24 protein-coding genes, 1 pseudogene and 1 other annotated feature are annotated in these 25689 nt (G+C 39.5%); of the genes and pseudogenes, 24 read left to right on the top strand and 1 reads right to left on the bottom strand.

Features of this window, described 5'->3' with window-relative positions; all coding sequences use genetic code 11:
* Nucleotides 1–4: 4 nt before the first annotated feature.
* A complete protein-coding gene (locus tag BLS46_RS03715) occupies nt 5–1483 on the bottom strand; it encodes an oligosaccharide flippase family protein (RefSeq protein WP_038805442.1) in 1479 nt (492 codons plus the stop codon).
* A gap of 122 nt (nt 1484–1605) precedes the next feature.
* On the opposite strand from BLS46_RS03715, the gene mecA reads away from it, so the two are divergent.
* The 24 genes and pseudogenes from mecA (at nt 1606) to BLS46_RS03590 (ending at nt 25684) form a co-directional block, all read left to right on the top strand.
* Complete coding sequence (gene mecA, locus BLS46_RS03710) at nt 1606–2346, top strand: adaptor protein MecA (protein WP_093585700.1); 741 nt, start codon at nt 1606–1608, stop codon at nt 2344–2346.
* A gap of 148 nt (nt 2347–2494) precedes the next feature.
* Nucleotides 2495–3781 (top strand): homoserine dehydrogenase, encoded by a 1287-nt coding sequence (locus tag BLS46_RS03705; protein ID WP_093585698.1) that lies wholly within the window; start codon nt 2495–2497, stop codon nt 3779–3781.
* Nucleotide 3782: 1 nt separating this feature from the next.
* Complete coding sequence (gene thrB / locus BLS46_RS03700) at nt 3783–4652, top strand: homoserine kinase (protein ID WP_093585696.1); 870 nt, start codon at nt 3783–3785, stop codon at nt 4650–4652.
* 99 nt (nt 4653–4751) lie between these two features.
* Nucleotides 4752–5690, top strand: a pseudogene (gene msrB / locus BLS46_RS03695) (peptide-methionine (R)-S-oxide reductase MsrB).
* A 60-nt stretch (nt 5691–5750) separates the two neighbouring features.
* Entirely contained in the window at nt 5751–7475 is a 1725-nt protein-coding gene (locus BLS46_RS03690) for an ABC transporter ATP-binding protein (RefSeq protein ID WP_093585694.1), read from the top strand.
* 1 nt (nt 7476) lies between these two features.
* Nucleotides 7477–9225, top strand: a complete 1749-nt coding sequence (locus BLS46_RS03685; protein ID WP_093585692.1) for an ABC transporter ATP-binding protein — start codon at nt 7477–7479, stop codon at nt 9223–9225.
* Between the two features lie 103 nt (nt 9226–9328).
* Entirely contained in the window at nt 9329–10588 is a 1260-nt protein-coding gene (locus tag BLS46_RS03680; protein ID WP_093585690.1) for a TRZ/ATZ family protein, read from the top strand.
* Between the two features lie 62 nt (nt 10589–10650).
* Nucleotides 10651–10786: a sequence feature (ribosomal protein L10 leader region), on the top strand.
* 38 nt (nt 10787–10824) lie between these two features.
* Nucleotides 10825–11325: a 50S ribosomal protein L10 gene (gene rplJ, locus BLS46_RS03670; RefSeq protein ID WP_001287274.1), complete on the top strand. Its 501-nt coding sequence runs from the start codon at nt 10825–10827 to the stop codon at nt 11323–11325.
* A gap of 76 nt (nt 11326–11401) precedes the next feature.
* Complete coding sequence (gene rplL / locus BLS46_RS03665; protein ID WP_001196969.1) at nt 11402–11767, top strand: 50S ribosomal protein L7/L12; 366 nt, start codon at nt 11402–11404, stop codon at nt 11765–11767.
* Nucleotides 11768–11967: 200 nt separating this feature from the next.
* A complete protein-coding gene (locus BLS46_RS03660) occupies nt 11968–12141 on the top strand; it encodes a hypothetical protein (protein ID WP_000159607.1) in 174 nt (57 codons plus the stop codon).
* Nucleotides 12138–12917, top strand: coding sequence for a replication initiator protein A (locus BLS46_RS03655; protein WP_048791742.1), 780 nt, complete (start codon nt 12138–12140; stop codon nt 12915–12917). The genes BLS46_RS03660 and BLS46_RS03655 overlap by 4 nt, the downstream gene beginning before the upstream one ends.
* A 98-nt stretch (nt 12918–13015) precedes the next feature.
* Entirely contained in the window at nt 13016–14374 is a 1359-nt protein-coding gene (gene dcm / locus BLS46_RS03650; protein ID WP_084972565.1) for a DNA (cytosine-5-)-methyltransferase, read from the top strand.
* The gene (locus tag BLS46_RS03645) at nt 14358–14807 is read left to right on the top strand and encodes a hypothetical protein (RefSeq protein ID WP_084972564.1); all 450 of its coding nucleotides are present in this window, start codon (nt 14358–14360) and stop codon (nt 14805–14807) included. The genes dcm and BLS46_RS03645 overlap by 17 nt, the downstream gene beginning before the upstream one ends.
* Entirely contained in the window at nt 14800–15180 is a 381-nt protein-coding gene (locus BLS46_RS03640; RefSeq protein ID WP_000566547.1) for a thioredoxin domain-containing protein, read from the top strand. The genes BLS46_RS03645 and BLS46_RS03640 overlap by 8 nt, the downstream gene beginning before the upstream one ends.
* A gap of 12 nt (nt 15181–15192) precedes the next feature.
* Nucleotides 15193–15426 carry a hypothetical protein gene (locus tag BLS46_RS03635; RefSeq protein ID WP_000840776.1) on the top strand — a complete coding sequence of 78 codons (234 nt, stop codon included), beginning with the start codon at nt 15193–15195 and terminating at the stop codon, nt 15424–15426.
* 2 nt (nt 15427–15428) lie between these two features.
* On the top strand, nt 15429–16016 hold the full coding sequence (locus BLS46_RS03630) for a CPBP family intramembrane glutamic endopeptidase (RefSeq protein WP_084972563.1): 588 nt from the start codon (nt 15429–15431) through the stop codon (nt 16014–16016).
* A gap of 333 nt (nt 16017–16349) precedes the next feature.
* Nucleotides 16350–16649 carry a hypothetical protein gene (locus BLS46_RS03625; RefSeq protein WP_048791737.1) on the top strand — a complete coding sequence of 100 codons (300 nt, stop codon included), beginning with the start codon at nt 16350–16352 and terminating at the stop codon, nt 16647–16649.
* Complete coding sequence (locus BLS46_RS03620; RefSeq protein WP_048791736.1) at nt 16639–17127, top strand: hypothetical protein; 489 nt, start codon at nt 16639–16641, stop codon at nt 17125–17127. Before BLS46_RS03625 ends, BLS46_RS03620 begins: the two co-directional genes overlap by 11 nt.
* Nucleotides 17127–19004 (top strand): VirD4-like conjugal transfer protein, CD1115 family, encoded by a 1878-nt coding sequence (locus tag BLS46_RS03615; protein WP_084972631.1) that lies wholly within the window; start codon nt 17127–17129, stop codon nt 19002–19004. The genes BLS46_RS03620 and BLS46_RS03615 overlap by 1 nt, the downstream gene beginning before the upstream one ends.
* A gap of 20 nt (nt 19005–19024) precedes the next feature.
* On the top strand, nt 19025–19267 hold the full coding sequence (locus BLS46_RS03610) for a hypothetical protein (protein ID WP_000627865.1): 243 nt from the start codon (nt 19025–19027) through the stop codon (nt 19265–19267).
* 16 nt (nt 19268–19283) lie between these two features.
* Complete coding sequence (locus BLS46_RS03605) at nt 19284–20138, top strand: VirB6/TrbL-like conjugal transfer protein, CD1112 family (protein WP_001054257.1); 855 nt, start codon at nt 19284–19286, stop codon at nt 20136–20138.
* 53 nt (nt 20139–20191) lie between these two features.
* A complete protein-coding gene (locus BLS46_RS03600; protein WP_001097589.1) occupies nt 20192–20551 on the top strand; it encodes a PrgI family protein in 360 nt (119 codons plus the stop codon).
* Entirely contained in the window at nt 20502–22859 is a 2358-nt protein-coding gene (locus tag BLS46_RS03595) for a VirB4-like conjugal transfer ATPase, CD1110 family (protein WP_180364039.1), read from the top strand. Before BLS46_RS03600 ends, BLS46_RS03595 begins: the two co-directional genes overlap by 50 nt.
* Before the next feature lie 11 nt (nt 22860–22870).
* On the top strand, nt 22871–25684 hold the full coding sequence (locus tag BLS46_RS03590; RefSeq protein WP_084972562.1) for a phage tail tip lysozyme: 2814 nt from the start codon (nt 22871–22873) through the stop codon (nt 25682–25684).
* Nucleotides 25685–25689: the final 5 nt, after the last annotated feature.

Raw genomic sequence — 25689 nt, 5'->3', positions numbered from 1 at the left:
TCTTTTAGTTTCTTTTGATCTTAGCTAGTACTAGGTTCAGTGCATAGTGAAGTGTTTTATCCTTAGTGAGAAAGAGTGTTAAGAGATAGTAGATTCCACAAGTAGCTATGGTAGAGAGAACCATGAGGATCATGTTGAGGTTCACCGTATAGGAACTGATTTGGAAAATCATCTTGAAAATATAGAAGATCGGGATAAATCCAAGGGATATGAGACCATAACGTGTTAAGGTTACAAAAATTTCTTTTAAATTGATTAGTTGGTGTTTCCTAATAAAATGAATTTCTAAGAGGACAACGATGGCTTCCGCAATAATGGTAGTAGCAATATAATACTCAGGGGCAAAAATATTATTGATATACAAGATACAGTTGAAGAGGAGATTTGCTCCACCACCAGCAAAGTAGAAAGCAGTCAAGCGGTTCTCGTGGTCATTGATAAAGATAATTTGCTTACCAAGAATCAATTCAATAGCCCAGATAATGGTTCGAAAGGCGAAGACGCTGGTCACGATACCTGCCTCAAGATACTTTTCAGAAGAGTAGATAACCGTTGCGTACTTTCCCAAAATCATAATCCCAAAACTAGTTGGAATCATGAGAAAATAGAATAATGATGCCGCTTGATTTACAAGATAATTATAAGAATTGTAATCCTTTTTCCCGAGGTAGTAGCCGAGACGTGGAATGCTGACACTGATAGCTCCACTTAAGACACCTGCAATCAGCATAACGATGCTATAGGCAATTGTATAATAAGAAATATAGTTTTCATCTGGTCCCTTGGTGATAAACATTCTATCTAGCAAGGTATAAAGCATATTGGCATTTGCCAAGAGAAGCATAGTAAAGAGTGGTTTAGAAGCCTTAGCTAACTCGATGAAACCAATTTTGACAAAGGAAACTTCTCTCTTGATCCAAAGAAAACTAAGGAGGTAGTTGAGGATAGTTGTCGCTGTCATGACGATAGCGTAGGGAACAATATCATCAGCAGTTTTGACAAAGGCAAAGATGGCGACCAGCATGGTAATCCGAATAATCAATGTCTTGTAAAGGATAAAGGCATAGTTTTCATAGGCCTCATTCATCCATTCGATATTGAGGAATTGGAAGAGTGCCTGAGCTCCTAGGATGTAGTAAAGGACTTTAAGGTTCTCAATGCTGGTGTCAAAGAAGATAAAGAGGAAGTAGATACCAGTCGTCAGAAGAGATGTGAAAACAGAAATATAAAACAGCTTAGAAAAGACATAGTTGATTTTATTCTTGTCGTCCTTAACCTTACTGATAGCACGAATCCCGTAGTTGTAAATACCAAAGGCAGCTAGTGGAATGACAAAGCTGGCCCAGGTATTAGCGGTATTGAAGTAACCGTAGTTGGATTTGCTGAGAATCCGCGTCAGATAAGGGTTGGTTATCAGCGGAAAAACGATATTGAGGATATTGACCAGCAAGCTAGCCAATGCATTAACTTTTATATTTTTCATTGAACTTTCTTTCTTAAATGTAACATTATCTCTAGTATTATATCACATTCCAGCTTCATTCTTTTGATAAAATCCTAAAAATCTAGTATAATAGATAGACTGAAAGTATGAGGTTACTAGATATGAAGATGAAACAAATTAGTGATACAACACTGAAAATCACGATGACTTTAGATGATTTGATGGATCGGGGAATGGAGATTGCAGACTTTCTCGTTCCTCAGGAAAAAACCGAAGAGTTTTTCTATGCTATTTTAGATGAGTTAGAGATGCCCGACAATTTCTTGGATAGTGGCATGCTCAGTTTTCGTGTGACGCCAAAACCAGATAAGGTCGATGTCTTTGTGACCAAGTCTAAGATTGACCAAAACCTAGATTTTGAAGATTTGGCGGACCTACCTGACATGGAAGAATTGGCCCAAATGTCGCCGGACGAATTTCTCAAAACCTTGGAAAAGAGTATCGCAGAAAAGACCAAGGATGATATTGAAGCTATCCAATCTCTAGAGCAGGTCGAAGCAAAGGAAGAAGAGCAAGAGCAAACAGAAAAGGAGACGGAGAATAAGAAAGAACCTTATATCTACTATATCCTGCGCTTTGCAAGCCTTGCTGACTTAGTTGCTTTTTCAAAGACGGTTAACTACCAGATGGAAACATCTGAACTCTATAAGATGAATGGGCACTATTATTTGACAATTTTAGTCGATATTGAAAATCATCCAAGTCCATACCCAGCCTGGCTCTTGGCTCGTATGCGTGAATTCGCAGACGACAGTGATATCAGTCGTTCGGTCTTACAAGAGTATGGTCGCATCTTGATTAATCACGACGCTGTGCTCGGTCTTCAAAAAGTTAATTCATAGTTTTTAGAAATCAATTTTTACTTATCAGAAAAGACGAATCCCATGATTCGTTTTTTCTTTTCTATCTATAAATAGTGGTTTTCTTGGATAGGAATTTTCGAAAAATTCTGTTATAATGGCTATATTAGAAAATTTCGAGGAGACAAACATGACAGTTAAAATTGCTTTACTTGGATTTGGTACCGTTGCAAGTGGTGTACCATTCCTCCTAAAGGAAAACGGAGAAAAAATCATCCAGTCAGCTCATTCAGAGATTGAAGTAGCCAAGGTATTGGTTAAGGATGAAGATGAGAAGAACCGCTTACTTGCAGCAGGGAATGACTTTAACTTTGTAACCAATGTAGACGATATTTTATCAGACAAGGACATTACTATCGTAGTGGAATTGATGGGGCGTATCGAACCAGCTAAAACCTTTATCACTCGTGCCTTAGAAGCTGGAAAACACGTTGTTACTGCTAACAAGGACCTTTTGGCTGTCCATGGTGCAGAATTGTTAGAAATCGCTAAAGAGAACAATGTGGCACTCTACTACGAAGCAGCAGTTGCTGGTGGGATTCCGATTCTTCGTACCTTGGCAAATTCATTGGCTTCTGATAAAATCACGCGCGTTCTTGGTGTCGTTAACGGAACTTCTAACTTTATGATGACCAAAATGGTCGAAGAAGGCTGGTCTTATGATGATGCTCTGGCTGAAGCTCAAAGACTTGGATTTGCAGAAAGTGACCCAACAAATGACGTGGATGGGATTGACGCAGCTTATAAGATGGTGATTTTGAGCCAATTTGCTTTTGGTATGAAGGTTGCCTTTGACGATGTTGCCCACAAGGGAATCCGCAACATTACACCAGAAGACGTAGCTGTAGCCCAAGACCTGGGTTATGTAGTGAAATTGGTTGGTTCTATCGAGGAAACTCCTTCAGGTATTGCTGCAGAAGTAACTCCAACCTTCCTACCTAAAGCGCACCCACTTGCCAGTGTGAATGGGGTAATGAACGCAGTTTTTGTGGAGTCTATCGGTATCGGTGAATCGATGTACTACGGACCAGGTGCTGGTCAAAAACCAACTGCAACAAGTGTTGTAGCGGATATTGTCCGTATCGTTCGTCGCTTGAATGATGGTACCATTGGTAAAGACTTCAACGAATACAGCCGTGACTTGGTTTTGGCAAATCCAGAAGATGTCAAAGCTAATTACTATTTCTCAATCTTGGCTCCAGACTCAAAAGGTCAGGTCTTGAAATTGGCTGAGATTTTCAACGCTCAAGATATTTCCTTCAAGCAAATCCTACAAGATGGCAAAGAGGGTGACAAGGCGCGTGTAGTGATTATCACTCATAAGATTAATAAAGCACAACTTGAGAATGTTTCAGCTGAGTTGGCCAAAGCTTCAGAATTTGACCTCTTGAATACCTTCAGGGTGTTAGGAGACTAGGATGAAGATTATTGTACCTGCAACAAGTGCCAATATCGGGCCAGGTTTTGATTCGGTCGGTGTAGCTGTAACCAAGTATCTTCAAATTGAGGTCTGTGAAGAACGAGATGAGTGGTTGATTGAACACCAGATTGGCAAATGGATTCCCCATGACGAGCGTAATCTTTTGCTTAAAATTGCCTTGCAAATTGCGCCAGACTTACAACCGAGACGCTTGAAAATGACCAGTGATGTTCCCCTAGCGCGTGGTTTGGGTTCTTCTAGCTCGGTTATCGTTGCTGGGATTGAACTCGCCAACCAACTGGGCAATCTCAACTTATCTGACCATGAAAAGTTGCAGTTGGCGACCAAGATCGAAGGACATCCTGACAATGTGGCTCCAGCCATTTATGGTAAACTCGTTATTGCAAGTTCCGTTGAAGGGCAAGTCTCTGCTATCGTAGCAGACTTCCCAGAGTGTGATTTCCTAGCCTACATTCCAAACTATGAATTGCGTACTCGAGACAGCCGCGGTGTCTTGCCTAAAAAATTGTCCTACAAGGAAGCAGTTGCAGCTAGTTCTATCGCAAATGTTGCTGTTGCGGCCTTGTTGGCAGGAGACATGGTGACTGCTGGCCAAGCGATTGAGGGAGACCTTTTCCACGAGCGCTATCGTCAAAGTCTGGTTCGTGAATTTGCAACGATTAAGCAGGTAGCTAAAGAGAATGGTGCTTATGCAACCTATCTTTCTGGCGCTGGGCCAACAGTTATGGTCTTGGCTTCTCATGACAAGATGCCGGCGATTAAGGCGGAATTGCAAAAGCAGTCTTTCAAAGGCAAACTTCATGATTTGAAAGTGGATACCCAAGGTGTCCGTGTCCAAGCAAAATAAAGAAATAAAAGACAGGATGGGGAAAGTCTCGACTAGAGGGCTTCCTGTCCTTTTTTTGAAAAGAAGTCTAGTTAAAAACTTGATAGAGGAGAAACGAAGATGGCAGAAATTTATCTAGCAGGTGGTTGTTTTTGGAGCTTAGAGGAATATTTTTCCCGAATTTCGGGAGTGCTAGCTACCAGTGTCGGCTACGCTAATGGCCAAGTCGAAACGACCAATTACCAGCTACTTAAGGAAACAGACCATGCAGAAACGGTTCAAGTGATTTACGATGAGAAAGCAGTGTCACTTAGAGAAATTTTACTTTATTATTTCCGTGTCATTGACCCTTTATCTATCAACCAGCAAGGGAATGACCGTGGTCGTCAATATCGTACTGGGATTTATTACCAAGATGAAGCAGATTTGCCAGCTATCTACACTGTGGTGCAGGAGCAGGAACGCATGCTAGGTCGTAAAATTGCAGTGGAGGTTGAAAAACTCCGCCACTACATTCTGGCGGAAGACTACCACCAAGACTATCTTAAGAAGAATCCTTCAGGTTACTGTCATATCAATGTGACCGATGCGGAGAAGCCATTAGTTGATGCATCAAATTATGAAAAGCCTAGTCAAGAAGTGTTAAAGGAAAGTTTATCCGAAGAGTCTTATCGTGTCACCCAAGAAGCTGCTACAGAGGCGCCATTTAGTAATGCCTATGATCAAACCTTTGAAGAAGGAATTTATGTAGACATCACGACGGGTGAACCACTCTTTTTCGCCAAGGATAAGTTCGCTTCAGGTTGTGGTTGGCCAAGTTTTAGTCGTCCAATTTCCAAGGAATTGATTCACTACTACAAGGACTTGAGCCATGGCATGGAGCGAATCGAGGTTCGTTCTCGTTCAGGCAATGCTCACTTGGGTCATGTTTTCACAGATTGACCTCGTGAGTTAGGTGGCCTCCGTTACTGTATCAATTCAGCTTCCTTGCGTTTTGTAGCCAAGGATGAGATGGAAGAAGCAGGATACGGCTATTTATTGCCATACTTAAACAAATAAAACAGAGAGGGTGGGCGCTTCCCACTTTCTTCATTTCCAGAATAAGAATAGAAGGGATCTATGAAACACTTACTATCTTACTTCAAACCCTATATCAAAGAATCGGTTTTAGCCCCCTTGTTCAAGTTACTAGAAGCTGTTTTTGAGCTCTTGGTTCCCATGGTGATTGCTGGGATTGTTGACCAATCTTTACCTCAGGCAGATCAAGGACATCTCTGGATGCAGATTGGTCTGCTCCTTGTCTTTGCAGTGATTGGTGTTGTAGTGGCCTTGATAGCCCAGTTTTACTCAGCTAAGGCAGCGGTGGGTTTTGCCAAGGAATTGACAAACGACCTCTATCGTCATATTCTTTCTTTACCCAAGAACAGCAGAGACCGTTTGACAACTTCTAGCTTGGTCACTCGCTTGACTTCGGATACCTACCAGATTCAGACTGGTATCAATCAATTTCTGCGCCTCTTTTTGCGAGCGCCTATTATTGTTTTTGGGGCAATCTTTATGGCCTATCGCATCTCAGCTGAGCTGACTTTTTGGTTTTTGGTCATGGTTGGTTTTTTGACAATCGTCATTGTCGGTCTCTCTCGACTAGTCAATCCTCTTTACAGCAATCTCAGAAAGAAAACGGACCAGCTGGTTCAGGAAACGCGTCAGCAATTACAAGGGATGCGGGTTATTCGTGCCTTTGGGCAAGAAAAACGTGAGTTACAGATTTTTCAAACCCTTAACCAAGTTTATGCTAGATTGCAAGAAAAGACGGGTTTCTGGTCTAGTTTATTAACACCTCTGACCTATCTGATTGTTAATGGAACTCTTCTCGTCATCATCTGGCAGGGATATATTTCAATTCAAGGAGGTTTACTCAGTCAAGGTGCTCTCATTGCCCTTATCAACTACCTCTTGCAGATTTTGGTGGAATTGGTTAAACTAGCTATGTTGATCAATTCTCTCAACCAATCCTATATCTCAGCTAAGCGAATCGAGGAAGTCTTTGCTGAGACTCCAGAAGATATCCATTCGGAGTTAGAACAAAAGCAAGCTATCAGTAATCAGGTTTTACAAATCCAAGAATTGACCTTTACCTATCCTGATGCGGCCCAGCCTTCTCTGAGAGACATTTCCTTTGATATGAAGCAAGGGCAAATCCTTGGTATCATTGGGGGAACGGGTTCTGGAAAATCAAGCTTGGTGCAAGTCTTACTTGGTCTTTATCCAGCAGACAAGGGAAGCATTAACCTTTATCGAGATGGACGTAGTCCTCTTAATTTGGAGCAGTGGAGGTCTTGGATTGCCTATGTGCCTCAAAAAGTCGAGCTCTTTAAAGGAACTATTCGTTCCAACTTGACTTTGGGTTTAAATCAAGAAGTGTCTGACCAGCAACTCTGGCAGGCCTTGGAGATTGCGCAAGCTAAGGATTTTGTCAGTGATAAGGAAGGACTCTTAGACGCACTAGTTGAGGCAGGAGGACGAAATTTCTCAGGTGGACAAAAACAAAGGTTGTCTATCGCCCGAGCAGTCTTGCGCCAAGCTCCGTTTCTCATCCTAGATGATGCAACTTCGGCCCTCGACACCATTACCGAGTCCAAGCTGTTGGGAGCTATCCGAGAAAATCTGCCAAATACAAGTTTAATCTTGATCTCTCAACGAACCTCGACTTTACAGATGGCAGACCAGATTCTCCTTTTGGAAAAAGGTGAGTTACTAGCTGTTGGCAAGCACGATGACTTGATGAAGACTAGCCAAGTCTATCGCGAAATCAATGCATCCCAACATGGAAAGGAGGACTAGCATGAGACGACAAACTGCAAATCAAACACTCACACGTTTGACCAAAGATTTAGCAAGCCATCCCTTCCTCCTTTTCCTAGCCTTTCTAGGAACTATTGCCCAAGTTGGCTTATCAATTTATCTTCCTATCTTGATTGGGCAGGTCATCGACCAGGTCCTGGTGGCTGGTTTATCACCAGTTTTTTGGCAGATTTTTCTCCAGATGATCTTGGTGGTAATAGGAAATACACTGGTACAATGGGCCAATCCTCTTCTTTATAATCGCCTAATCTTCTCTTATACTAAAGATTTACGAGAGCGAATCATTCATAAGCTCCATCGTTTACCGATTGCTTTTGTGGATCGGCAAGGCAGTGGAGAGATGGTCAGTCGTGTGACCACAGACATAGAACAGTTGGCAGCTGGCTTGACCATGATTTTTAACCAATTTTTCATTGGTGTCTTGATGATTTTGGTTAGTATTCTGGCCATGCTCCAAATTCATCTCCTCATGACCCTCTTGGTCTTGCTGTTGACGCCACTGTCCATGGTGATTTCACGCTTTATTGCCAAGAAATCTTATCATCTCTTCCATAAGCAAACAGAGACGAGGGGGATTCAGACTCAGTTGATTGAAGAATCACTTAGCCAGCAGACCATTATCCAGTCCTTCAATACTCAGGCAGAGTTTGTCCAAAGACTGCACGAGGCTAATGACAACTACGCAGGTTATTCTCAGTCAGCCATCTTTTATTCTTCAACGGTCAATCCTTCGACTCGCTTTGTAAATGCACTCATTTACGCGCTTTTAGCTGGAGTGGGAGCTTATCGTATTATGATGGGATCCTCCTTGACCATCGGGCGTTTAGTGACCTTTTTGAACTATGTTCAGCAGTACACTAAGCCCTTTAATGATATTTCTTCTGTTTTAGCCGAGTTGCAAAGTGCTCTCGCTTGCGCAGAGCGCGTCTATGCTGTCTTAGAAAGTCCTGAGGTTGCTGAAACAGGTAAGGAACTCTTGACCAGTGACCAAGTGAAGGGGGCTATTTCCTTTAAACATGTTTCTTTTGGATACAATCCTGAAAGGATCTTGATTAAGGACTTATCCACCGATATCCCAGCTGGTAGCAAGGTTGCTATTGTTGGTCCTACGGGTGCTGGAAAATCAACCCTCATCAATCTCCTCATGCGTTTTTATCCCATTAACTCGGGAGATATCTTGCTAGACGGGCGATCCATTTACGATTATACCCGAGCATCATTGAGACAGCAGTTTGGGATGGTGCTCCAAGAAACCTGGCTCAAGCAAGGGACTATTCATGACAATATTGCCTTTGGAAATCCTGAAGCCAGTCGGGAGCAGGTGATTGCTGCTGCCAAAGCAGCCAATGCAGATTTTTTCATCCAACAGTTGCCGCAGGGATACGATACCAAGTTGGAAAATGCAGGAGAATCTCTCTCTGTCGGTCAAGCCCAGCTCTTGACCATCGCCCGAGTCTTTCTGGCTATTCCTAAGATTCTTATCTTAGACGAGGCGACTTCATCCATTGATACGCGGACAGAAGTGCTGGTCCAGGACGCCTTTGCCAAACTCATGAAGGGGCGAACAAGCTTTATCATTGCTCACCGCTTGTCTACCATTCAGGATGCGGATTTGATTCTTGTCTTGGTAGATGGTGACATTGTTGAGTATGGTAACCATCAGGACCTCATGGCTAGAAAGGGCAAGTATTACCAAATGCAGCGAGCTGCAGTTTTTAGCTCTGAATAAGCCATCCCTGTCCATTTAAAGTCTTAATGACACTAAAAGTTGCCTTCGGGTGACTTTTTTGTTACAATAGCTAGAAAAATCAAGGTCTTAGAAGGAGAAAACAATGAAAGTCTATCAGCATGTAAATATCGTTACTTGTGACCAAGCTTTTCATGTGCATCTGGATGGTATCTTGGTTGTTAAGGATTCTCAAATCGTCTATGTCGGTCAAGAGAAGCCAGAGATTTTAGATCAAGCTGAGCAGATTATAGACTATCAAGGAGCTTGGATCATGCCTGGTTTGGTTAATTGCCACACCCATTCTGCTATGACAGGCTTGAGAGGGATCCGAGATGACAGCAATCTCCATGAATGGCTCAATGACTATATCTGGCCAGCTGAAGCAGGATTTACAGCAGATATGACTACAAGAGCAGTCAAGCAGGCTCTGACAGAGATGCTCCAGTCAGGAACAACAACCTTCAACGATATGTATAATCCCAATGGTGTGGATATTGAGAGAATTTATCAGGCAGTCAAGGCATCTAAGATGCGTTGTTATTTCTCACCGACCCTCTTTTCTTCAGAGACAGAGACAACTGCTGAGACCATAAGCAGAACACGTGCTATTATAGAGGAAATCTTAGGATATGAAAATCCAAATTTCAAGGTTATGGTAGCTCCACATTCTCCATACAGTTGTAATCAAGACTTGCTGGAAGAAAGCTTAGATATGGCAAAAGAGCTGGACATTCCTATCCATATCCATGTAGCGGAGACTCAGGAGGAATCAGGAATTATCCTCAAACGCTATGGCAAACGCCCCCTCACCTTTCTAGAAGAACTAGGTTACTTAGATCATCCGTCTGTCTTCGCTCATGGAGTCGAGTTAAACGAGCGAGAAATTGAACGCTTGGCGACTTCTCAAGTGGCTATCGCCCATAATCCTATTAGTAACCTTAAACTGGCCTCAGGAATCGCTCCCATCATCCAACTGCAAAAAGCAGGAGTGGCAGTAGGAATTGCGACAGATTCAGTTGCTTCCAACAACAACCTTGATATGTTTGAGGAAGGGCGGACCGCCGCTCTCCTTCAGAAGATGAAGAGTGGAGATGCGAGCCAATTTCCTATTGAAACAGCCCTCAAAGCTCTGACGATAGAAGGTGCTAAGGTTCTTGGAATGGAAGATCAGATAGGAAGTCTAGAAGTTGGCAAGCAGGCAGATTTTCTGGTCATCCAACCACAAGGAAAAATCCATCTCCAACCTCAGGAAAATATGCTCTCTCACCTCGTTTATGCAGTCAAATCCAGTGATGTTGATGATGTCTATATCGCTGGAGAACAGGTGGTTAAGCAAGGCAAAATTTTGACAGTAGAGATTTAAAAAAATTTCAAAAAAAGTTTGCAAAAATCTTGCATTCTTTTTTTGTCTATGCTATACTTATATACGGTTTGAAAAAACTGCCTAAGACAGTAGGGGAGCTCGACTCATAAAGATCCTACCGAGGACAAAACGTATCATGTAAAAAGAAGCGTATTGTACTTTCGTGTCTAGGTTTGGGCGCGTTTTTCTTTTGGAAAAATTCCCCAAGCAAAATAATTACGGAGGTGAACACACTAATGAGTGAAGCAATTATTGCTAAAAAAGCGGAACTAGTTGACGTAGTAGCTGAAAAAATGAAAGCTGCTGCATCTATCGTCGTTGTAGACGCTCGTGGTTTGACAGTTGAGCAAGATACAGTTCTTCGTCGTGAGCTTCGTGGAAGCGAAGTTGAGTATAAAGTCATTAAAAACTCAATCTTGCGTCGTGCAGCTGAAAAAGCTGGTCTTGAAGATCTTGCATCAGTATTTGTTGGACCATCTGCAGTAGCATTTTCTAACGAAGATGTTATCGCACCAGCGAAAATCTTGAACGACTTTGCTAAAAACGCTGAAGCACTTGAAATCAAAGGTGGTGCAATCGAAGGCGCTGTCGCATCTAAAGAAGAAATCGTTGCTCTTGCAACTCTTCCAAACCGCGAAGGACTTCTTTCTATGCTCCTTTCTGTACTTCAAGCGCCAGTGCGCAACGTTGCTCTTGCAGTCAAAGCGGTTGCAGACAACAAAGAAGACGCAGCTTAATCTTAAGCTACGCAGCGTAGCCTAGCTACGAAAAAAAACTATTATAAAATTTAAAACTTATTTGGAGGAAATAACAATGGCATTGAACATTGAAAACATTATTGCTGAAATTAAAGAAGCTTCAATCCTTGAATTGAACGACCTTGTAAAAGCTATCGAAGAAGAATTTGGTGTAACTGCGGCTGCTCCTGTAGCTGTAGCTGCTGCTGGTGGCGCTGAAGAAGCTGCTAAAGATTCATTTGACGTTGAATTGACAGCTGCAGGCGACAAGAAAGTCGGCGTTATCAAAGTTGTACGTGAAATCACTGGTCTTGGACTTAAAGAAGCTAAAGAACTTGTTGATGGTGCACCAGGTGTCATCAAAGAAGGCGTTCCAACTGCAGAAGCAGAAGAAATCAAAGCTAAATTGGAAGAAGCTGGAGCTTCAGTTACTCTTAAATAAGAGGCATATACCAATTAGAATTCGGAATACTATAGTATCAGCCTTTTAGAATCGTGAACACATTTTAGAAACTGATAAATTAATTTAGTTTCCTACCAAAAACCCTACCAAAAATTAATTTGGCAGGGTTTTTCTTTTTAATAAAATTATTTTGGAGAACAGTTGAATATTGTTCTCCTTTTTTATTTTCAGGAGGAAAAATGACAAAAGAATTACAATCATCACGCTATATTGTCATTTCATTTTTAGTACGTGAAATGGGAATTGACATTGTTGAAGCCATCTCTCTTATGGCTGAATTAGAAAAAAGTGGCTTGGTTCGATTGGAATCAAGTGGAGATTTAATACTCAAAGAACTTGGAGGAGCGCTATGAAACGAATTACCGCAAATCAATACCAAACTTCAGAACGGTATTATAAATTACCTAAAATTCTTTTTGAGGATGAGAAATATATGGATATGAAACTAGAGGTAAAGGTGGCTTATTCTATTTTAAAAGATCGTTTAGAATTATCTCTTAGTCGTGGTTGGATAGATGAAGAAGGAGCGGTTTATTTAGTATTTTCTAATTCTAAACTGATGAAGCTATTAGGTTGTTCGAAGTCAAAATTACTGTCCATCAAAAGAACTCTTAAAGAATATGATTTAATTGATGAAGTTCAACAATCTTCAAGTGAGAAAGGAAGACTAGCTAATAAGATTTATTTAGGGGAATTATCTTCTACCCCAGTAGGTAATTCAAACAGGCCTAGTGTTAAAAAAAGACTAGGGCAGGTTGAAAATGAAACGACCCCCGTCTCATATTCAGCCCCTAGTGAGACTGAAGTTAGTGAGACTAAATATAGTGAGACTGATTTTTTATTTATTGAGGATGAGGAGGATAGGAATACTCAACCTATCTTGAAAAGAAAAGTAGAAAAGGTCACAAAATATGATCGAGATTATATTTGGGGATTGGTACAAGATCAATTTAGACGAGAAGGTTTTTCTGAAACAGCCAGTGAAATTGCTATGACTGATTTTGAGAGAATCTATCAGTATGCTCTAGATAATGTTCGCTTTGTTAGACGTGCGGAAGTGCTTGCTGAATTTGTGTTTAACGGTTTGTATTCTGTTTGGAATAACCGTGTTAGAAAAGGAGGTAGTTAAATGTCGCCAATCGAGTGGATATTAGTTATGTTCATTTTAATTTCAAGTGGTGTGACTCTTTGGACATTGGTAGTCGATCAGAAAGGAGTAATCAAGAAATGAAATTTATTGATTTATTTTCTGGTATCGGTGGATTTCGACTAGGAATGGAAAGTGTCGGACACGAGTGTATTGGATTTTGTGAGATTGATAAATTTGCTAGAGAATCTTATAAGTCCATTTTTCAAACGGAAGGAGAAATCGAATTTCATGACATACGAGATGTTTCAGATGACGAATTTAAAAAACTTAGAGGGAAAGTCGATGTCATCTGTGGGGGATTCCCTTGTCAAGCATTTTCAATCGCAGGAAGACGATTGGGATTTGAAGATACTAGAGGAACTTTGTTCTTTGAAATTGCTCGGGCGACCAAACAAATCCAACCACGTTTTCTTTTTCTTGAAAATGTTAAAGGCCTACTCAATCACGATAAGGGACGGACGTTCACCACAATCCTTACCACGTTTGATGAGTTGGGGTTTGATGTTGAGTGGCAGGTGCTTAACAGTAAGGATTTTGGCGTTCCCCAAAACAGAGAAAGGGTGTTTATTATCGGACATTCTAGAAAGAGAGGTACCAGACTTTTATTTCCTTTCAGACGAGAAGGTCAAGCAACTAACTCTGAGATTTTAAAGACATTAGGGAATTTGAATCCATCAAAAAGTGGAATGAGCGGTAAAGTTTATTATACAGAAGGTCTTGCGCCAACCTTAGTTCGTGGTAAAGGAGAAGGATTTAAGATTGCGATTCCTTGTATGACACCAGATAGATTAGACAACAGACAAAATGGTAGATGCTTTAAGGGAAACCAAGAGACGATGTTTACTTTAAATACTCAGGATTGCCATGGTATTGTCGTTGTTGGAGATTTACCAACTAGCTTTAAGGAGACCGGTCGCGTCTATGGAAGTGAGGGCTTATCTCCAACACTGACTACGATGCAAGGGGGAGATAAAATTCCCAAAATACTGATTCCAGAACCAATCCAATTTTTAAAAGTCCGAGAAGCAACGAAAAAAGGATATGCTCAAGCAGAGATTGGGGATTCAATCAATTTAGAAAGACCAAGTTCTCAGTATCGTCGTGGTAGAGTTGGAAAAGGTATAGCCAATACTTTGACAACTAGTGGTCAAATGGGAGTAGTAGTGGCTAGCTATGAAGGAGAAGATAGACAAGTTTACCAAGTAGCTGGTGTATTAATAGACGGACAATTTTACCGTTTGAGAATACGACGAATCACTCCTAAAGAGTGTTTTCGATTGCAGGGCTTTCCTGATTGGGCTTTTGAAGCTGCTAGAAAAGTCTCTAGTAATAGTCAGCTCTATAAACAAGCTGGTAATAGTGTAACCGTTCCTGTGATTGCCGCAATCGCAAAGAAATTAAAAGAAATAGAGGAAAAAGATGAAAGCATTAAATAAAGAATCAATACTAGATTGTGATGAATTAGAAATAGAATTACATGATGCAGAGATCAAACAGCTGGATGAACAATTATTTTTGATGCCCAATTATCCATGTGAGTTTGAAGTGACATTTTTAGATGATTACCACAAAAAACATAATTACCCACTATTTTACGAATCCTATCTTCAAAACATTATGGACTTCCTTGAAAGTCAAGAAATAAAGAATGGAGTTGATGCCTTTGTAGATGATCATCAAAATCTTGTTTTTGTTTTATATGGACAAGGCTATCGAGCCGAGGGAAAAGAGGGAATACTTACAACCCAAGTAACTGTAAAAGCTTATGATGAAGACAAGCAACCGATTAACTTCGCAAATTTATTAGATTCCTTAATCGTATCAGAATATCAAATGGAACCGAATCTTTGGGAGGTCTCCCATGATTGATCTCTATCTAAGTAAAAATAGCCAAAGAAATCAACTTCTTTTAGACTTCTTCCAAAACTATGGCATCGAGGTATCTTGTCATTCAGTTTCTGAAATGACAAAGGATAAATTAATTGAGATGATGAGCTATTCTTCAGATTGTTTTGAATTTTTATCTCCCAATTTATTACGATTTAAGAACCGTGACAATCTAAGATTAACGGATTTCATTGAAATGATATTAAAAAATCCTGAACTAACCATCAGGCTTCCTCTTGCGGTTTCAAATAAGCGAGTTTATCCAAATCTGAATCTAGAGGAGGCTAGAGCTTTATTACCTAGAGATACGAAACAATTGATTTACATGGAACAAACACATTATTTATCAAGTTAAAGGAGAAGCAATATGGCAGAACGATTTTGGGAGAACTTGTCCATTATTTTGGCTGAAAGAAATATCAGCTGGATTGAGTTAACCAGAAAAATGTTTGCGGGAGAGTTTCACTATCCAAGTGAATTGAATCGTTTGTATCAAAAGATACGCCACTACAAGATGGAACAACGAATGCCTCAAAGTCCATGGGTAGAAAGGATTGTGCAGGTATTAGATTTAGATTATGAAGATTTATTTCGGAGGTAACTATGAAAAGAATAATTCCAGTTTATATATTCCAACAAGTTAATGTCCTATTGCTATCCCTATACTTACTTAAATTGCTTTGTATCGGTGAGTTAACTATACTACAGATTCTCTATTGTGCGTCACTCATTTCTTTTTTATGGATGTATGGTCAACGAAAACAAGTGGCCAAGGTCAATATGAAAATTAGGATAAAGTGGATTGGTATTGGATTCGTTAGCCTACTGATTACAAGCCTATGTTTTAGTCTGATTCATGCTCAAGGAAGCACGAACCAAGCAAACTTAATTGGCCTTCAACATCAAGTTCCTTGGTTTTCATTTTTATTGTTCTTAATCAATGCGAGTATGGTTGAAGAATTTCTGTATCGAGAAATTATATGGAACTTGGTCAGTAAAATAGATATTAGAGTTGCTTTGACAAGTGTTTTATTTGCCTTAGCACATCATCCAGGAACCATACTAGCTTGGTGTTTATATGTTTCACTTGGGATGTTTTTAGGGATGGTGCGCTATAAATCTGACTTATGGGGAAGTATGGGTGTACATTTGGTGTGGAACCTACTAGTTTATAGTTTGCTGCTTTTTTAGACCAAATTAGCTTGTTTTAGGGAAATGAAATGCTAACGTTATGTAACAACGTTAGTCTTTTATTTCAAAATCTTTGTTTAGTATGAATTTAGCTCTACAGAAAAATAAAAAATGTGATAAAAATTTCAACTACTCTTATCTATAATAAAGCTACCTGTTCTTTGAAAATTGAATCCACTCCGTCTTGATTAGCGTGCCTGTGTAAGTAGGGACTGAGAGTATCTCCCTGTGAAGGGCAACTGGCACAAGACGTGTGTGAGAATTTTCTAACAGACACGGAGTTTATCGTTACCAGACTTAAACGATGCGACAAACTAGATAAAGGAGTTAATCATGAAGGTAGTAAACTTGTATGATTTGAAACAAATGGGAAATAAAGGTGGTTGTACCATCCAATTGATTCATCACTTTCCTTTTGGTATGGGCTTAGGACATCTTAAAAAAGACTACATTGAATTTAAACGTGTTGGTATCGTTGATGGGAATGCAGTAGAAGTTACTCTTCGAGAACCTTATTCGAGAGATCTACTGCAGGTTGTCAAGTCGATTAAGCAACGTCAGAAATTGATAGCTTATCGTTATAAAGAAGGAAAGCTGCTATTTGTTAAGAAGGAGGTATCAGATGTCCTCTGAACAACAGGAACGAATGGCGGTTCAATATGCTGAGCGTAGTCTTTTATTTACTGTAAAAAGTCTTTTAAAGATTCTAGAATGGTCTAGACGTCAGGCTTTAGCACAGGATTCCGCCTATAAGATAGGGGTGCAGAAATTAGAAGAATTGCTACAATCTCCCTATTCGATTGATACGATTAATCTGAAAAAAGATTTTTTAGACAAACCAATTGATATAGAGAAATTTAAAGCTTTTTTAGAAAAAGAAGAGATTCCTTTAGCCATCGCTTGGCAAGGGGATTCTCTACATTTCTACACGAAAGACCGTTCGATTCTGGACAATCATTTAGACCATCTGTTAGAAAAAATGGTTAATAATCCAGAGAAATTAGCTGATTTTACCATGGATAAGTCATTAGACGATGCAATTGATGAGGCTAAATCCCAAATTACCTTTAGACAAGAAGGAGCCGTCAAACAGAAAGAGATGGTGAGATGATGTACAGTGGAAAGAAATTCCTACTATTCTCACTGTTAGGTATCTTACTAGGCTATCTTTTTCATCGTTTGACGCTTTTGTATGATTCCTATACTGGAAATACATTAGATAAATGGACTCATCTTCTGATGGAGGGTCAAGATGAAGTTCTTCAGTCGCCATGGAATATTTCTTTTACTGGAAAATCAAGTGCTTTTTTTCTACTAGGCTTTGTGATGATGTTGCTGGTTTATCTCTATTTAGAGACTTGCAAAAAACAATACCGAGAAGGAGTAGAATACGGGAGCGCCCGTTTTGGAACTCTAAAAGAAAAGAAGCTCTTTTACGGTAAAGAATTTTCTCATGATACGATCTTAGCTCAAGATGTTCGTTTGACATTATTAGATAAGAAATCACCCCAATATGATAGAAATAAGAATATTGCGGTGATCGGAGGTTCAGGAAGTGGGAAGACCTTTCGCTTTGTAAAACCCAATCTGATTCAGATGAATAGTTCAAATATTGTCGTGGATCCTAAAGATCACTTAGCTGAGAAAACAGGAAGACTCTTTTTGGAACATGGCTACCAAGTAAAGGTGCTAGATTTAGTCAATATGAAGAACTCAGATGGCTTCAATCCTTTCCGCTATATAGAGACAGAAAATGATTTGAATCGCATGCTGACGGTTTATTTCAATAACACCAAAGGCTCTGGCTCTCGTAGTGATCCATTTTGGGATGAAGCTTCTATGACTTTGGTACGAGCTTTAGCCTCCTACTTGGTCGATTTCTATAACCCACCTAAAACAAGAGAACAGCACATTGAAGAGAGTCGTTTGAGTCAAACAGAATACCAAAACTTGTTGAAACGTCAAAAAAAAGAAGTGGAAGAGCGAAAAAAAAGAGGGCGTTATCCAAGTTTTGCTGAAATCTCAAAACTCATTAAACACTTATCCAAGGGTGAAAATCAAGAAAAAAGTGTCTTAGAAATTCTATTTGAAAATTATTCTAAAAAGTATGGGACTGAAAATTTTACCATGCGAAATTGGGCAGATTTTCAAAATTATAAGGATAAGACTCTGGATTCTGTTATAGCTGTAACCACTGCTAAATTTGCCCTCTTCAATATTCAAAGTGTCATGGATTTGACCAAAAGAGATACCCTTGATATGAAGACATGGGGCCAGGAAAAATCAATGGTTTACCTAGTTATCCCAGATAACGATAGTACCTTTCGCTTTCTTTCAGCCCTCTTTTTTTCAACCGTATTTCAAACCTTAACAAGACAAGCAGATATTGATTTTAAGGGTCAATTGCCTCTTCATGTGAGAGTCTATTTAGATGAGTTCGCGAATATCGGAGAAATCCCAGATTTTGCTGAACAAACCTCAACAGTTCGTTCTCGTAATATGAGTCTCGTTCCCATTCTTCAAAATATTGCACAACTTCAAGGGCTCTATAAAGAAAAAGAAGCTTGGAAAACTATTCTTGGAAATTGTGATAGCTTAGTCTACTTAGGTGGTAATGATGAAGATACCTTTAAATTTATGAGTGGGTTACTCGGTAAACAAACCATTGATGTTCGAAATACCAGTCGTTCCTTTGGCCAGACAGGTTCAGGATCCCTTTCTCATCAAAAGATTGCTCGTGATTTAATGACACCTGATGAAGTCGGAAATATGAAACGGCATGAATGCTTGGTTCGAATTGCCAATATGCCTGTCTTTAAAAGCAAAAAATACAATTCCACTAAGCATCCAAACTGGAAATACCTAGCCAATCAAGAAACCGATGAACGGTGGTGGAACTATCAAATCAATCCTTTGAATCAAAGACAAGAAAATCATCTTGAAGGCCTTAGAATTCGTGATTTAACTTTTGAATCTAGTTTAAAATAAAAATAGAAAAGAGGAAATAGATGATTACGCATTTTAAAGGTTTTGTTTATGGAGTAGACGCAAGTGCCATGTTTGCACAAGCTATGTCTTTGTTGCAGAAGGGATTGATTGCGGTTGGTGCCTTTCTCGTTGTTGTGGGGATTGTCAACCTTGCAACCAACATTAAAGATGGTGGACCAGGTGTTCGGAATGCCATTCTTGAAATTGTCGGTGGAGTTATGGTAGGGGCTGCTGGAGCCTTTGTAACCCAGATTTCTATTTAGGAGGATCAACAATGACATGAATCTTAGTTTAGTCTCACCCTTTGTTTACCTTGCATCTGAAAAAATATCAGCTGAAAATTTATTTGAAGGATTTAATGTAGATTTACAATCTACGGTAGATTTGATTAAATCTCTATCTAGCTACAATCCAACTGTTTGGACTTATATGTCTAGTATTACTAAAAGTGTCATGCAGCCTCTTGGAGTTGCGATTTTATCAGTTGTTCTCATCTTAGAATTTTCGAAGATGGCAAAGAAAATTGCTAACTCAGGAGGAGCGATGACCTTTGAAGCATTAGCGCCGATGTTGATTAGTTACATTATGGTCGCAGTTGTAATTACCAATACTACCGTTATCGTAGAAGCTATCATCGGGATTGCGAGTCACGCCATTGAACAAGTGGCCTCGATTGTGGCTCACGGTGGGGCAAAGTATGATACCATCTCTGGATTAAAAGGTTCAGGATTTATTGGCCGGATGATTGTGGGCTTTTTCGCCCTCCTAATTTGGCTAGTTCGGATAGTAAGTGCAGCCATGGTCAATCTTTTGGTATCCATTCGATTTATTCAACTCTACCTTATGATTCCATTTGCCCCTCTTACGATTCCAACATTTTTAAGTGATGAGTGGAAGTCTATTGGTATTGGCTATTTAAAAAATATTATGGTCTATGCGGTACAAGGGGTTCTCATTTTTCTGATTGTTTCTCTTGTTCCTTTATTTGAATCTGCTGGGAAAATAGCTGTTTCAAATGGTGCAGGAGTCCTGCAATCACTTGCGATTATGTTTGGTAGTTTGGTACAAGCTATCTTACTGATTATTGCCCTCGTTGGTTCTCAACGTACGGCTCGCTCAATCTTAGGTATGTAATTAGATAAAGGCTAGGAAGTGAATGCTTCTTAGCCTTTTTAGAAAGGAAAGTCATGAATACACGTGTCTTTAAAGACATCTCAAAATACCAACACAGGGCTTGGTTAGGCTTCACCACAAGACAAATCATCTTTGTTTTACCAGCCTTTATTGTCACAATTATTGTTTTGGGCTTGAATCTCTTTTTCTGGCAATTTGGAGATTGGTTTGTTTACGGTTTTGTGTTTGCCTTTACCATCCCCCTCATGCTTTTTGGAGTCTATAAACCCAATGATTTATATTTTGAACATTATTTGAAATACCGTCTTCATTTTGAACTAACGGTTCCCCTACGCACAATTACAGGAAAGAAAGGACCTGAACATGAAAAGAAAATCAAATACATTAAAGAAACAAAAAACTTCAATGACTAATAAAAAGGAAGAAGTTAAAGGGAAAAAAGAGGAAGTGTTACCCTCTACGGCTAATACTCTTTCCTATCAAGCCCTGTATCAAAATGGTCTGATGCAGGTAAAAGAAGATTATTTTTCACAAAGCTATTTACTTGGTGATGTCAATTACCAGACCGTTGGTTTAGAAGATAAGGGGGCAATCATTGAGAAGTATTCTGATTTGATTAACTCCCTAGATGACCAAACCAACTTCCAATTAACTATCTTTAATAAAAGATTGAATTTAGAAAAATTCAGACAAAGTGTTTTGTATGAGGAAAAAGAAGATGGGTACGATAGCTATCGTAAAGAATTGAATCGGATGATGAATCAGAATTTAGACAGTGGCGAAAATAATTTTTCAGCTGTGAAGTTGATTAGCTTTGGTAGAAAGGATACTAATCCCAAACAAGCCTATCGTTCCTTGTTCCAAATTGGAGAATATTTCAAGAGTGGTTTCTCAGAAATTGAAGCTCGATTTGAATCCTTGGCTGGAGAAGAACGGGTGAACTTGTTGGCAGATATGCTTAGAGGAGAACACCATCTTCCTTTTTCTTACCGTGATTTAACGAGATCTGGTCAGACAACTCGTCACTTCATAGCACCTAATCTCTTAGATTTTAAAAACAAGAATTACCTACAAATTAATGACCGCTTATTGCAGATTGTCTATGTGAGAGACTACGGCATGGAATTAGGGGATCAGTTTATTCGAGACCTCATGCAAGGAGATTTGGAATTGATTGTGAGCCTCCATGCTCAAAGTTCGACCAAGGCAGATGCTATGAAGAAACTACGAACAAAGAAGACCTTGATGGAATCCCAAAAGATTGGGGAACAACAAAAACTAGCTCGTACAGGTATCTATTTGGAAAAAGTAGGTCATGTATTAGAAAGCAATATCGATGAAGCTGAGGAACTCTTAAAAACCATGACCGAGACAGGAGATAAACTATTTCAAACGGTCTTCTTGATTGGTGTTTTTGGTCAGGATGAAGAAGAACTCAAACAAGCCCTAGACACTATCCAACAAGTGGCCGGCTCAAATGACCTAATGATTGATAAACTTCCATATATGCAAGAAGCAGCTTTTAATAGTTTGCTGCCATTTGGTTGTGATTTTTTAGAAGGAGTATCACGGAGTTTATTAACGTCCAATATAGCAGTGAACTCACCTTGGACTTCAGTAGATTTACAAGACCGTAGTGGGAAATATTACGGTATCAATCAAATCTCAAGCAATATTATTACCATTGATCGCAGTCTATTAAATACACCGTCTGGTCTGATTTTAGGAACATCTGGAGCTGGGAAAGGGATGGCAACCAAACATGAAATTATCACGACCAAAATCAAGGAATCTGGTGAAAATACTGAAATTATCATCGTGGATCCAGAAGCAGAGTACAGTGTTATTGGACGGGCTTTTGGGGGAGAAATGATTGATATTGCGCCCGATTCCCAAACTTATCTCAATGTCCTTGACTTGTCTGAGGAAAATATGGATGAGGATCCTGTAAAGGTAAAATCAGAATTTCTTTTATCCTTTATCGGCAAGTTATTGGATAGGAAAATGGATGGAAGAGAAAAATCGATTATCGACAGAGTTACCAGACTCACCTATCAGTCATTTAAAGAGCCTTCTTTGGAAGAATGGGTCTTTGTCTTGAGCCAACAACCAGAAGAAGAAGCGCAGAACTTGGCACTTGATATGGAACTGTATGTCGAAGGTTCTCTTGATATTTTTTCTCATAAGACCAATATTCAGACAGGATCTAACTTCTTAATCTATAACGTTAAAAAGTTAGGAGATGAGCTGAAACAAATCGCCCTTATGGTAGTGTTTGATCAGATATGGAATCGTGTTGTTCGGAACCAAAAATTAGGGAAGAAGACCTGGATTTATTTTGATGAAATGCAGCTTCTCTTATTAGATAAATATGCTAGTGATTTCTTCTTTAAATTGTGGAGTCGTGTCAGAAAATATGGAGCTAGTCCGACTGGGATAACCCAAAATGTCGAAACCTTATTGTTAGATCCAAATGGTAGACGGATTATTGCAAATAGTGAATTTATGATTCTCCTCAAGCAAGCAAAAAATGACCGAGAAGAACTGGTTCAACTCTTAGGCTTGTCAAAAGAACTTGAAAAATACCTAGTCAATCCAGAAAAAGGGGCTGGACTAATAAAAGCTGGTTCAGTTGTCGTACCCTTTAAAAATAAGATTCCTCAAGGTACACAATTGTTTGATATCATGAGTACAGATCCTGATAAAATGGCTTCTAATTAAGGGGAAGTAAAATGAAGGATAAAAGAGAAATCATACGTGCACGAAAGGCATTTAGAAGAAGTCTAAAAGATGAGAAGAAATTCTTGAAACAAGGAAAGAAGGAGGTGAAGAAACAGAAAAAAGATTCCGCTGTACTGGATGAAAAAGCATGGAAAAAAGAGATGAAGCAGAAGCTAGAGGAGATGAGAGAAGCTTCAAAGGAGAGAGTAAAACAAGCAAATGAAGACTACAACCATATTCTTCAAAATAGTCCTCCATCTCTTTTGAATCGCAAAGAATTAAGAGACAGACGGTTGCCTCATGCTAGGAAACGATTGAAAATAGCCAAGGAGCAATTTAGAGAAGCCAAGGTACAAGCAAAAGAAGAAAGAAAAGAGAGTCGTAAAGAAAGAAAAACCAATCAAAAATTTCTCTACGGTCAGGAATTGAAACATAAATCTAATTTTTTCTTTCAAGGGAAGAGTTTAGAAGAATTAAAATCTAAGAAAGAAGTAAAGGCCGCAAAAGAGAATCTAAAATCTACTAAACAAGCCTATAAGTCCAAAAAAGTCAGTAGGAAAGCCAAAACTTTTCTTTATGTCCTTGGCCGTGAAGGTGGAGAGTTAGCTTCAGAAAATGAAGATTTAGAAGGTTATCGCACGCTACAAGAGACCATTAGAAAAGGAAAACGCTACAGTCGGCTTTCTTATAACCTTGGAAAAGCTAGTGTCAAAACAGGACAAGAAACAGGTCGTTTTACCAAGAAAAGACTTACCAACACAAAAGAGCGATACCATCATTTTAAGGATGGAAAAGGATGGAAACTAGCGAAAGATAACCCAAGTTCCTTTAAAAATCGGTTTCGAAAATTAAAGAAACAAGGTCTTACAAGTGTCCGAAATATCTATCAAAAACTAAAAGCAGCCTTTTCCTTCTTTACATTTGCGGCTGGAAATCCTGTAACCTGGATAGTTGGAGGAATAGTCTTTCTTCTTTTACTTATAATGAGCTTCTTTTTAGGATTTTCATCTGCTAGTTTGATTCAACAAGATGAATTTGAATTAACAAAAGCTTATACCCACCTAACTTGGGAAGATGCAGAACATACTCGCACAAATGACAAAGGAATTACCTATTACACAAAAATTGATGATGTGATGGGGTATATGAACTTTAAATTCCATGACTATGAGTTACACAAACCAGTTCATTTGTTTAGTTCAGAAACTTACAAGGATTATCTATCTACTTTGTGGCATGATTTAAACGATGGAGAAGATTTGAAATCCATGCAAGACCTCTATGAAACTCCTAAGTATAAACTCTCGAAAGACGATCAAGAGGAAATAAAGGAACTAAAAGAAGAGGGTATGTATGCTTCCATGCAGGAATTGGACAATCCATTTGAGGGGAAAAGCAACGAAGATAGTCTAACCATGACTTATCGTTATGGATACTATGATTTAGACGGAAAACCTACCCTTCAGGAGTACATTCTACTAGAAGCGAAGGCTCACCAAACGATTGTCGCACCAATGGATGGAGTTGTATCTCTAGATGGCGACAATGTTATTCTCACTAACGGAAAAGGAGAGAATGAGAGTCGATTGACCTTGTATTCTATTCATAATGGCCGTGCGATTGAGGGGAGAAGAGTCCTAACGGGTGATATTATTGGTGAAACACCAGACGATACAGGTTTGAAAGTTTCTTATCAAAAGTATAAAAACAAGAAAGAAAAATTGGTGTATGTCAATCCGCAATTTTATTTTCCAAAAGTCATTCAACTTCAGACAACTATCTTACCTGCCATTGGTCAGTTTGGTGGGGATGAGTTTGAACGAGCAAAACATATTTATGAGTTTTTAAAATCTCAAGGGGCAAGTCCCCAAGCCATTGCGGCAATTTTAGGAAATTGGTCTGTAGAGTCTTCTATTAATCCAAAACGAGCTGAAGGAGATTATTTATCTCCTCCTGTTGGCGCTACCGATTCCTCATGGGATGATGAAACCTGGTTAGCAATTGGAGGTCCAGCCATTTATAGTGGTGCTTATCCTAATATCCTTCATAGAGGTTTGGGTTTAGGGCAATGGACGGATACTGCAGATGGTTCAACACGTCATACAGCTTTATTGAATTATGCACGCACCCAAAATAAGAAGTGGTATGATTTAGACCTCCAACTTGATTTTATGCTTCACGGGGATAGTCCTTACTATCAAAGTTGGTTAAAGGATTTCTTTGGAAATACGGGCAGTGCAGCCAATCTGGCCCAACTCTTCCTTACCTATTGGGAGGGAAATTCTGGTGACAAACTACTGGAAAGACAAACCAGAGCAACGGAATGGTATTACCAAATTGAAAAAGGCTTTAGCCAAACAAATGGAGGACAGGCAAAAAGTGACCCGCAATCCCTTGAAGGGGTTCGTGGGGACTTGTATGAGCATTCTGTTCCTGGTGGTGGAGATGGTATGGCCTATGCCTATGGACAATGTACATGGGGTGTTGCGGCTCGTATGAATCAATTAGGCTTAAAATTAAAAGGAAGTAATGGAGAGAAGATTTCAATCATTAATACCATGGGAAATGGTCAGGACTGGGTTGCGACAGCTTCAAGTCTTGGTGGGGAAACTGGCTCTACACCAAGAGCAGGTGCCATTGTTTCTTTTGTGGGAGGTACACATGGCACACCAGCCATCTACGGTCATGTGGCTTTTGTCGAGAAAGTATATGATGATGGTTCTTTCCTTGTGTCTGAGACAAACTATGGTGGCAATCCTAACTATACCTTTAGAAAAATCTCGCAAGCAGATAGCGCCATTAGTTTTGCCTATACTACGAAATAGAAGAG

The sequence above is a fragment of the Streptococcus sp. NLAE-zl-C503 genome (assembly GCF_900104285.1).
Taxonomy (GTDB): domain Bacteria; phylum Bacillota; class Bacilli; order Lactobacillales; family Streptococcaceae; genus Streptococcus.
This window is presented reverse-complemented; position numbering and strand designations above follow the sequence as displayed.

Excerpts from the sequence above, each read along its gene's own strand:
- BLS46_RS03715 (WP_038805442.1), bottom strand. The coding sequence starts at position 1,483 with ATGAAAAATATAAAAGTTAATGCATTGGCTAGCTTGCTGGTCAATATC.
- mecA (WP_093585700.1), top strand. The coding sequence starts at position 1,606 with ATGAAGATGAAACAAATTAGTGATACAACACTGAAAATCACGATGACT.
- BLS46_RS03705 (WP_093585698.1), top strand. The coding sequence starts at position 2,495 with ATGACAGTTAAAATTGCTTTACTTGGATTTGGTACCGTTGCAAGTGGT.
- thrB (WP_093585696.1), top strand. The coding sequence starts at position 3,783 with ATGAAGATTATTGTACCTGCAACAAGTGCCAATATCGGGCCAGGTTTT.
- BLS46_RS03690 (WP_093585694.1), top strand. The coding sequence starts at position 5,751 with ATGAAACACTTACTATCTTACTTCAAACCCTATATCAAAGAATCGGTT.
- BLS46_RS03685 (WP_093585692.1), top strand. The coding sequence starts at position 7,477 with ATGAGACGACAAACTGCAAATCAAACACTCACACGTTTGACCAAAGAT.
- BLS46_RS03680 (WP_093585690.1), top strand. The coding sequence starts at position 9,329 with ATGAAAGTCTATCAGCATGTAAATATCGTTACTTGTGACCAAGCTTTT.
- rplJ (WP_001287274.1), top strand. The coding sequence starts at position 10,825 with ATGAGTGAAGCAATTATTGCTAAAAAAGCGGAACTAGTTGACGTAGTA.
- rplL (WP_001196969.1), top strand. The coding sequence starts at position 11,402 with ATGGCATTGAACATTGAAAACATTATTGCTGAAATTAAAGAAGCTTCA.
- BLS46_RS03660 (WP_000159607.1), top strand. The coding sequence starts at position 11,968 with ATGACAAAAGAATTACAATCATCACGCTATATTGTCATTTCATTTTTA.
- BLS46_RS03655 (WP_048791742.1), top strand. The coding sequence starts at position 12,138 with ATGAAACGAATTACCGCAAATCAATACCAAACTTCAGAACGGTATTAT.
- dcm (WP_084972565.1), top strand. The coding sequence starts at position 13,016 with ATGAAATTTATTGATTTATTTTCTGGTATCGGTGGATTTCGACTAGGA.
- BLS46_RS03645 (WP_084972564.1), top strand. The coding sequence starts at position 14,358 with ATGAAAGCATTAAATAAAGAATCAATACTAGATTGTGATGAATTAGAA.
- BLS46_RS03640 (WP_000566547.1), top strand. The coding sequence starts at position 14,800 with ATGATTGATCTCTATCTAAGTAAAAATAGCCAAAGAAATCAACTTCTT.
- BLS46_RS03635 (WP_000840776.1), top strand. The coding sequence starts at position 15,193 with ATGGCAGAACGATTTTGGGAGAACTTGTCCATTATTTTGGCTGAAAGA.
- BLS46_RS03630 (WP_084972563.1), top strand. The coding sequence starts at position 15,429 with ATGAAAAGAATAATTCCAGTTTATATATTCCAACAAGTTAATGTCCTA.
- BLS46_RS03625 (WP_048791737.1), top strand. The coding sequence starts at position 16,350 with ATGAAGGTAGTAAACTTGTATGATTTGAAACAAATGGGAAATAAAGGT.
- BLS46_RS03620 (WP_048791736.1), top strand. The coding sequence starts at position 16,639 with ATGTCCTCTGAACAACAGGAACGAATGGCGGTTCAATATGCTGAGCGT.
- BLS46_RS03615 (WP_084972631.1), top strand. The coding sequence starts at position 17,127 with ATGTACAGTGGAAAGAAATTCCTACTATTCTCACTGTTAGGTATCTTA.
- BLS46_RS03610 (WP_000627865.1), top strand. The coding sequence starts at position 19,025 with ATGATTACGCATTTTAAAGGTTTTGTTTATGGAGTAGACGCAAGTGCC.
- BLS46_RS03605 (WP_001054257.1), top strand. The coding sequence starts at position 19,284 with ATGAATCTTAGTTTAGTCTCACCCTTTGTTTACCTTGCATCTGAAAAA.
- BLS46_RS03600 (WP_001097589.1), top strand. The coding sequence starts at position 20,192 with ATGAATACACGTGTCTTTAAAGACATCTCAAAATACCAACACAGGGCT.
- BLS46_RS03595 (WP_180364039.1), top strand. The coding sequence starts at position 20,502 with ATGAAAAGAAAATCAAATACATTAAAGAAACAAAAAACTTCAATGACT.
- BLS46_RS03590 (WP_084972562.1), top strand. The coding sequence starts at position 22,871 with ATGAAGGATAAAAGAGAAATCATACGTGCACGAAAGGCATTTAGAAGA.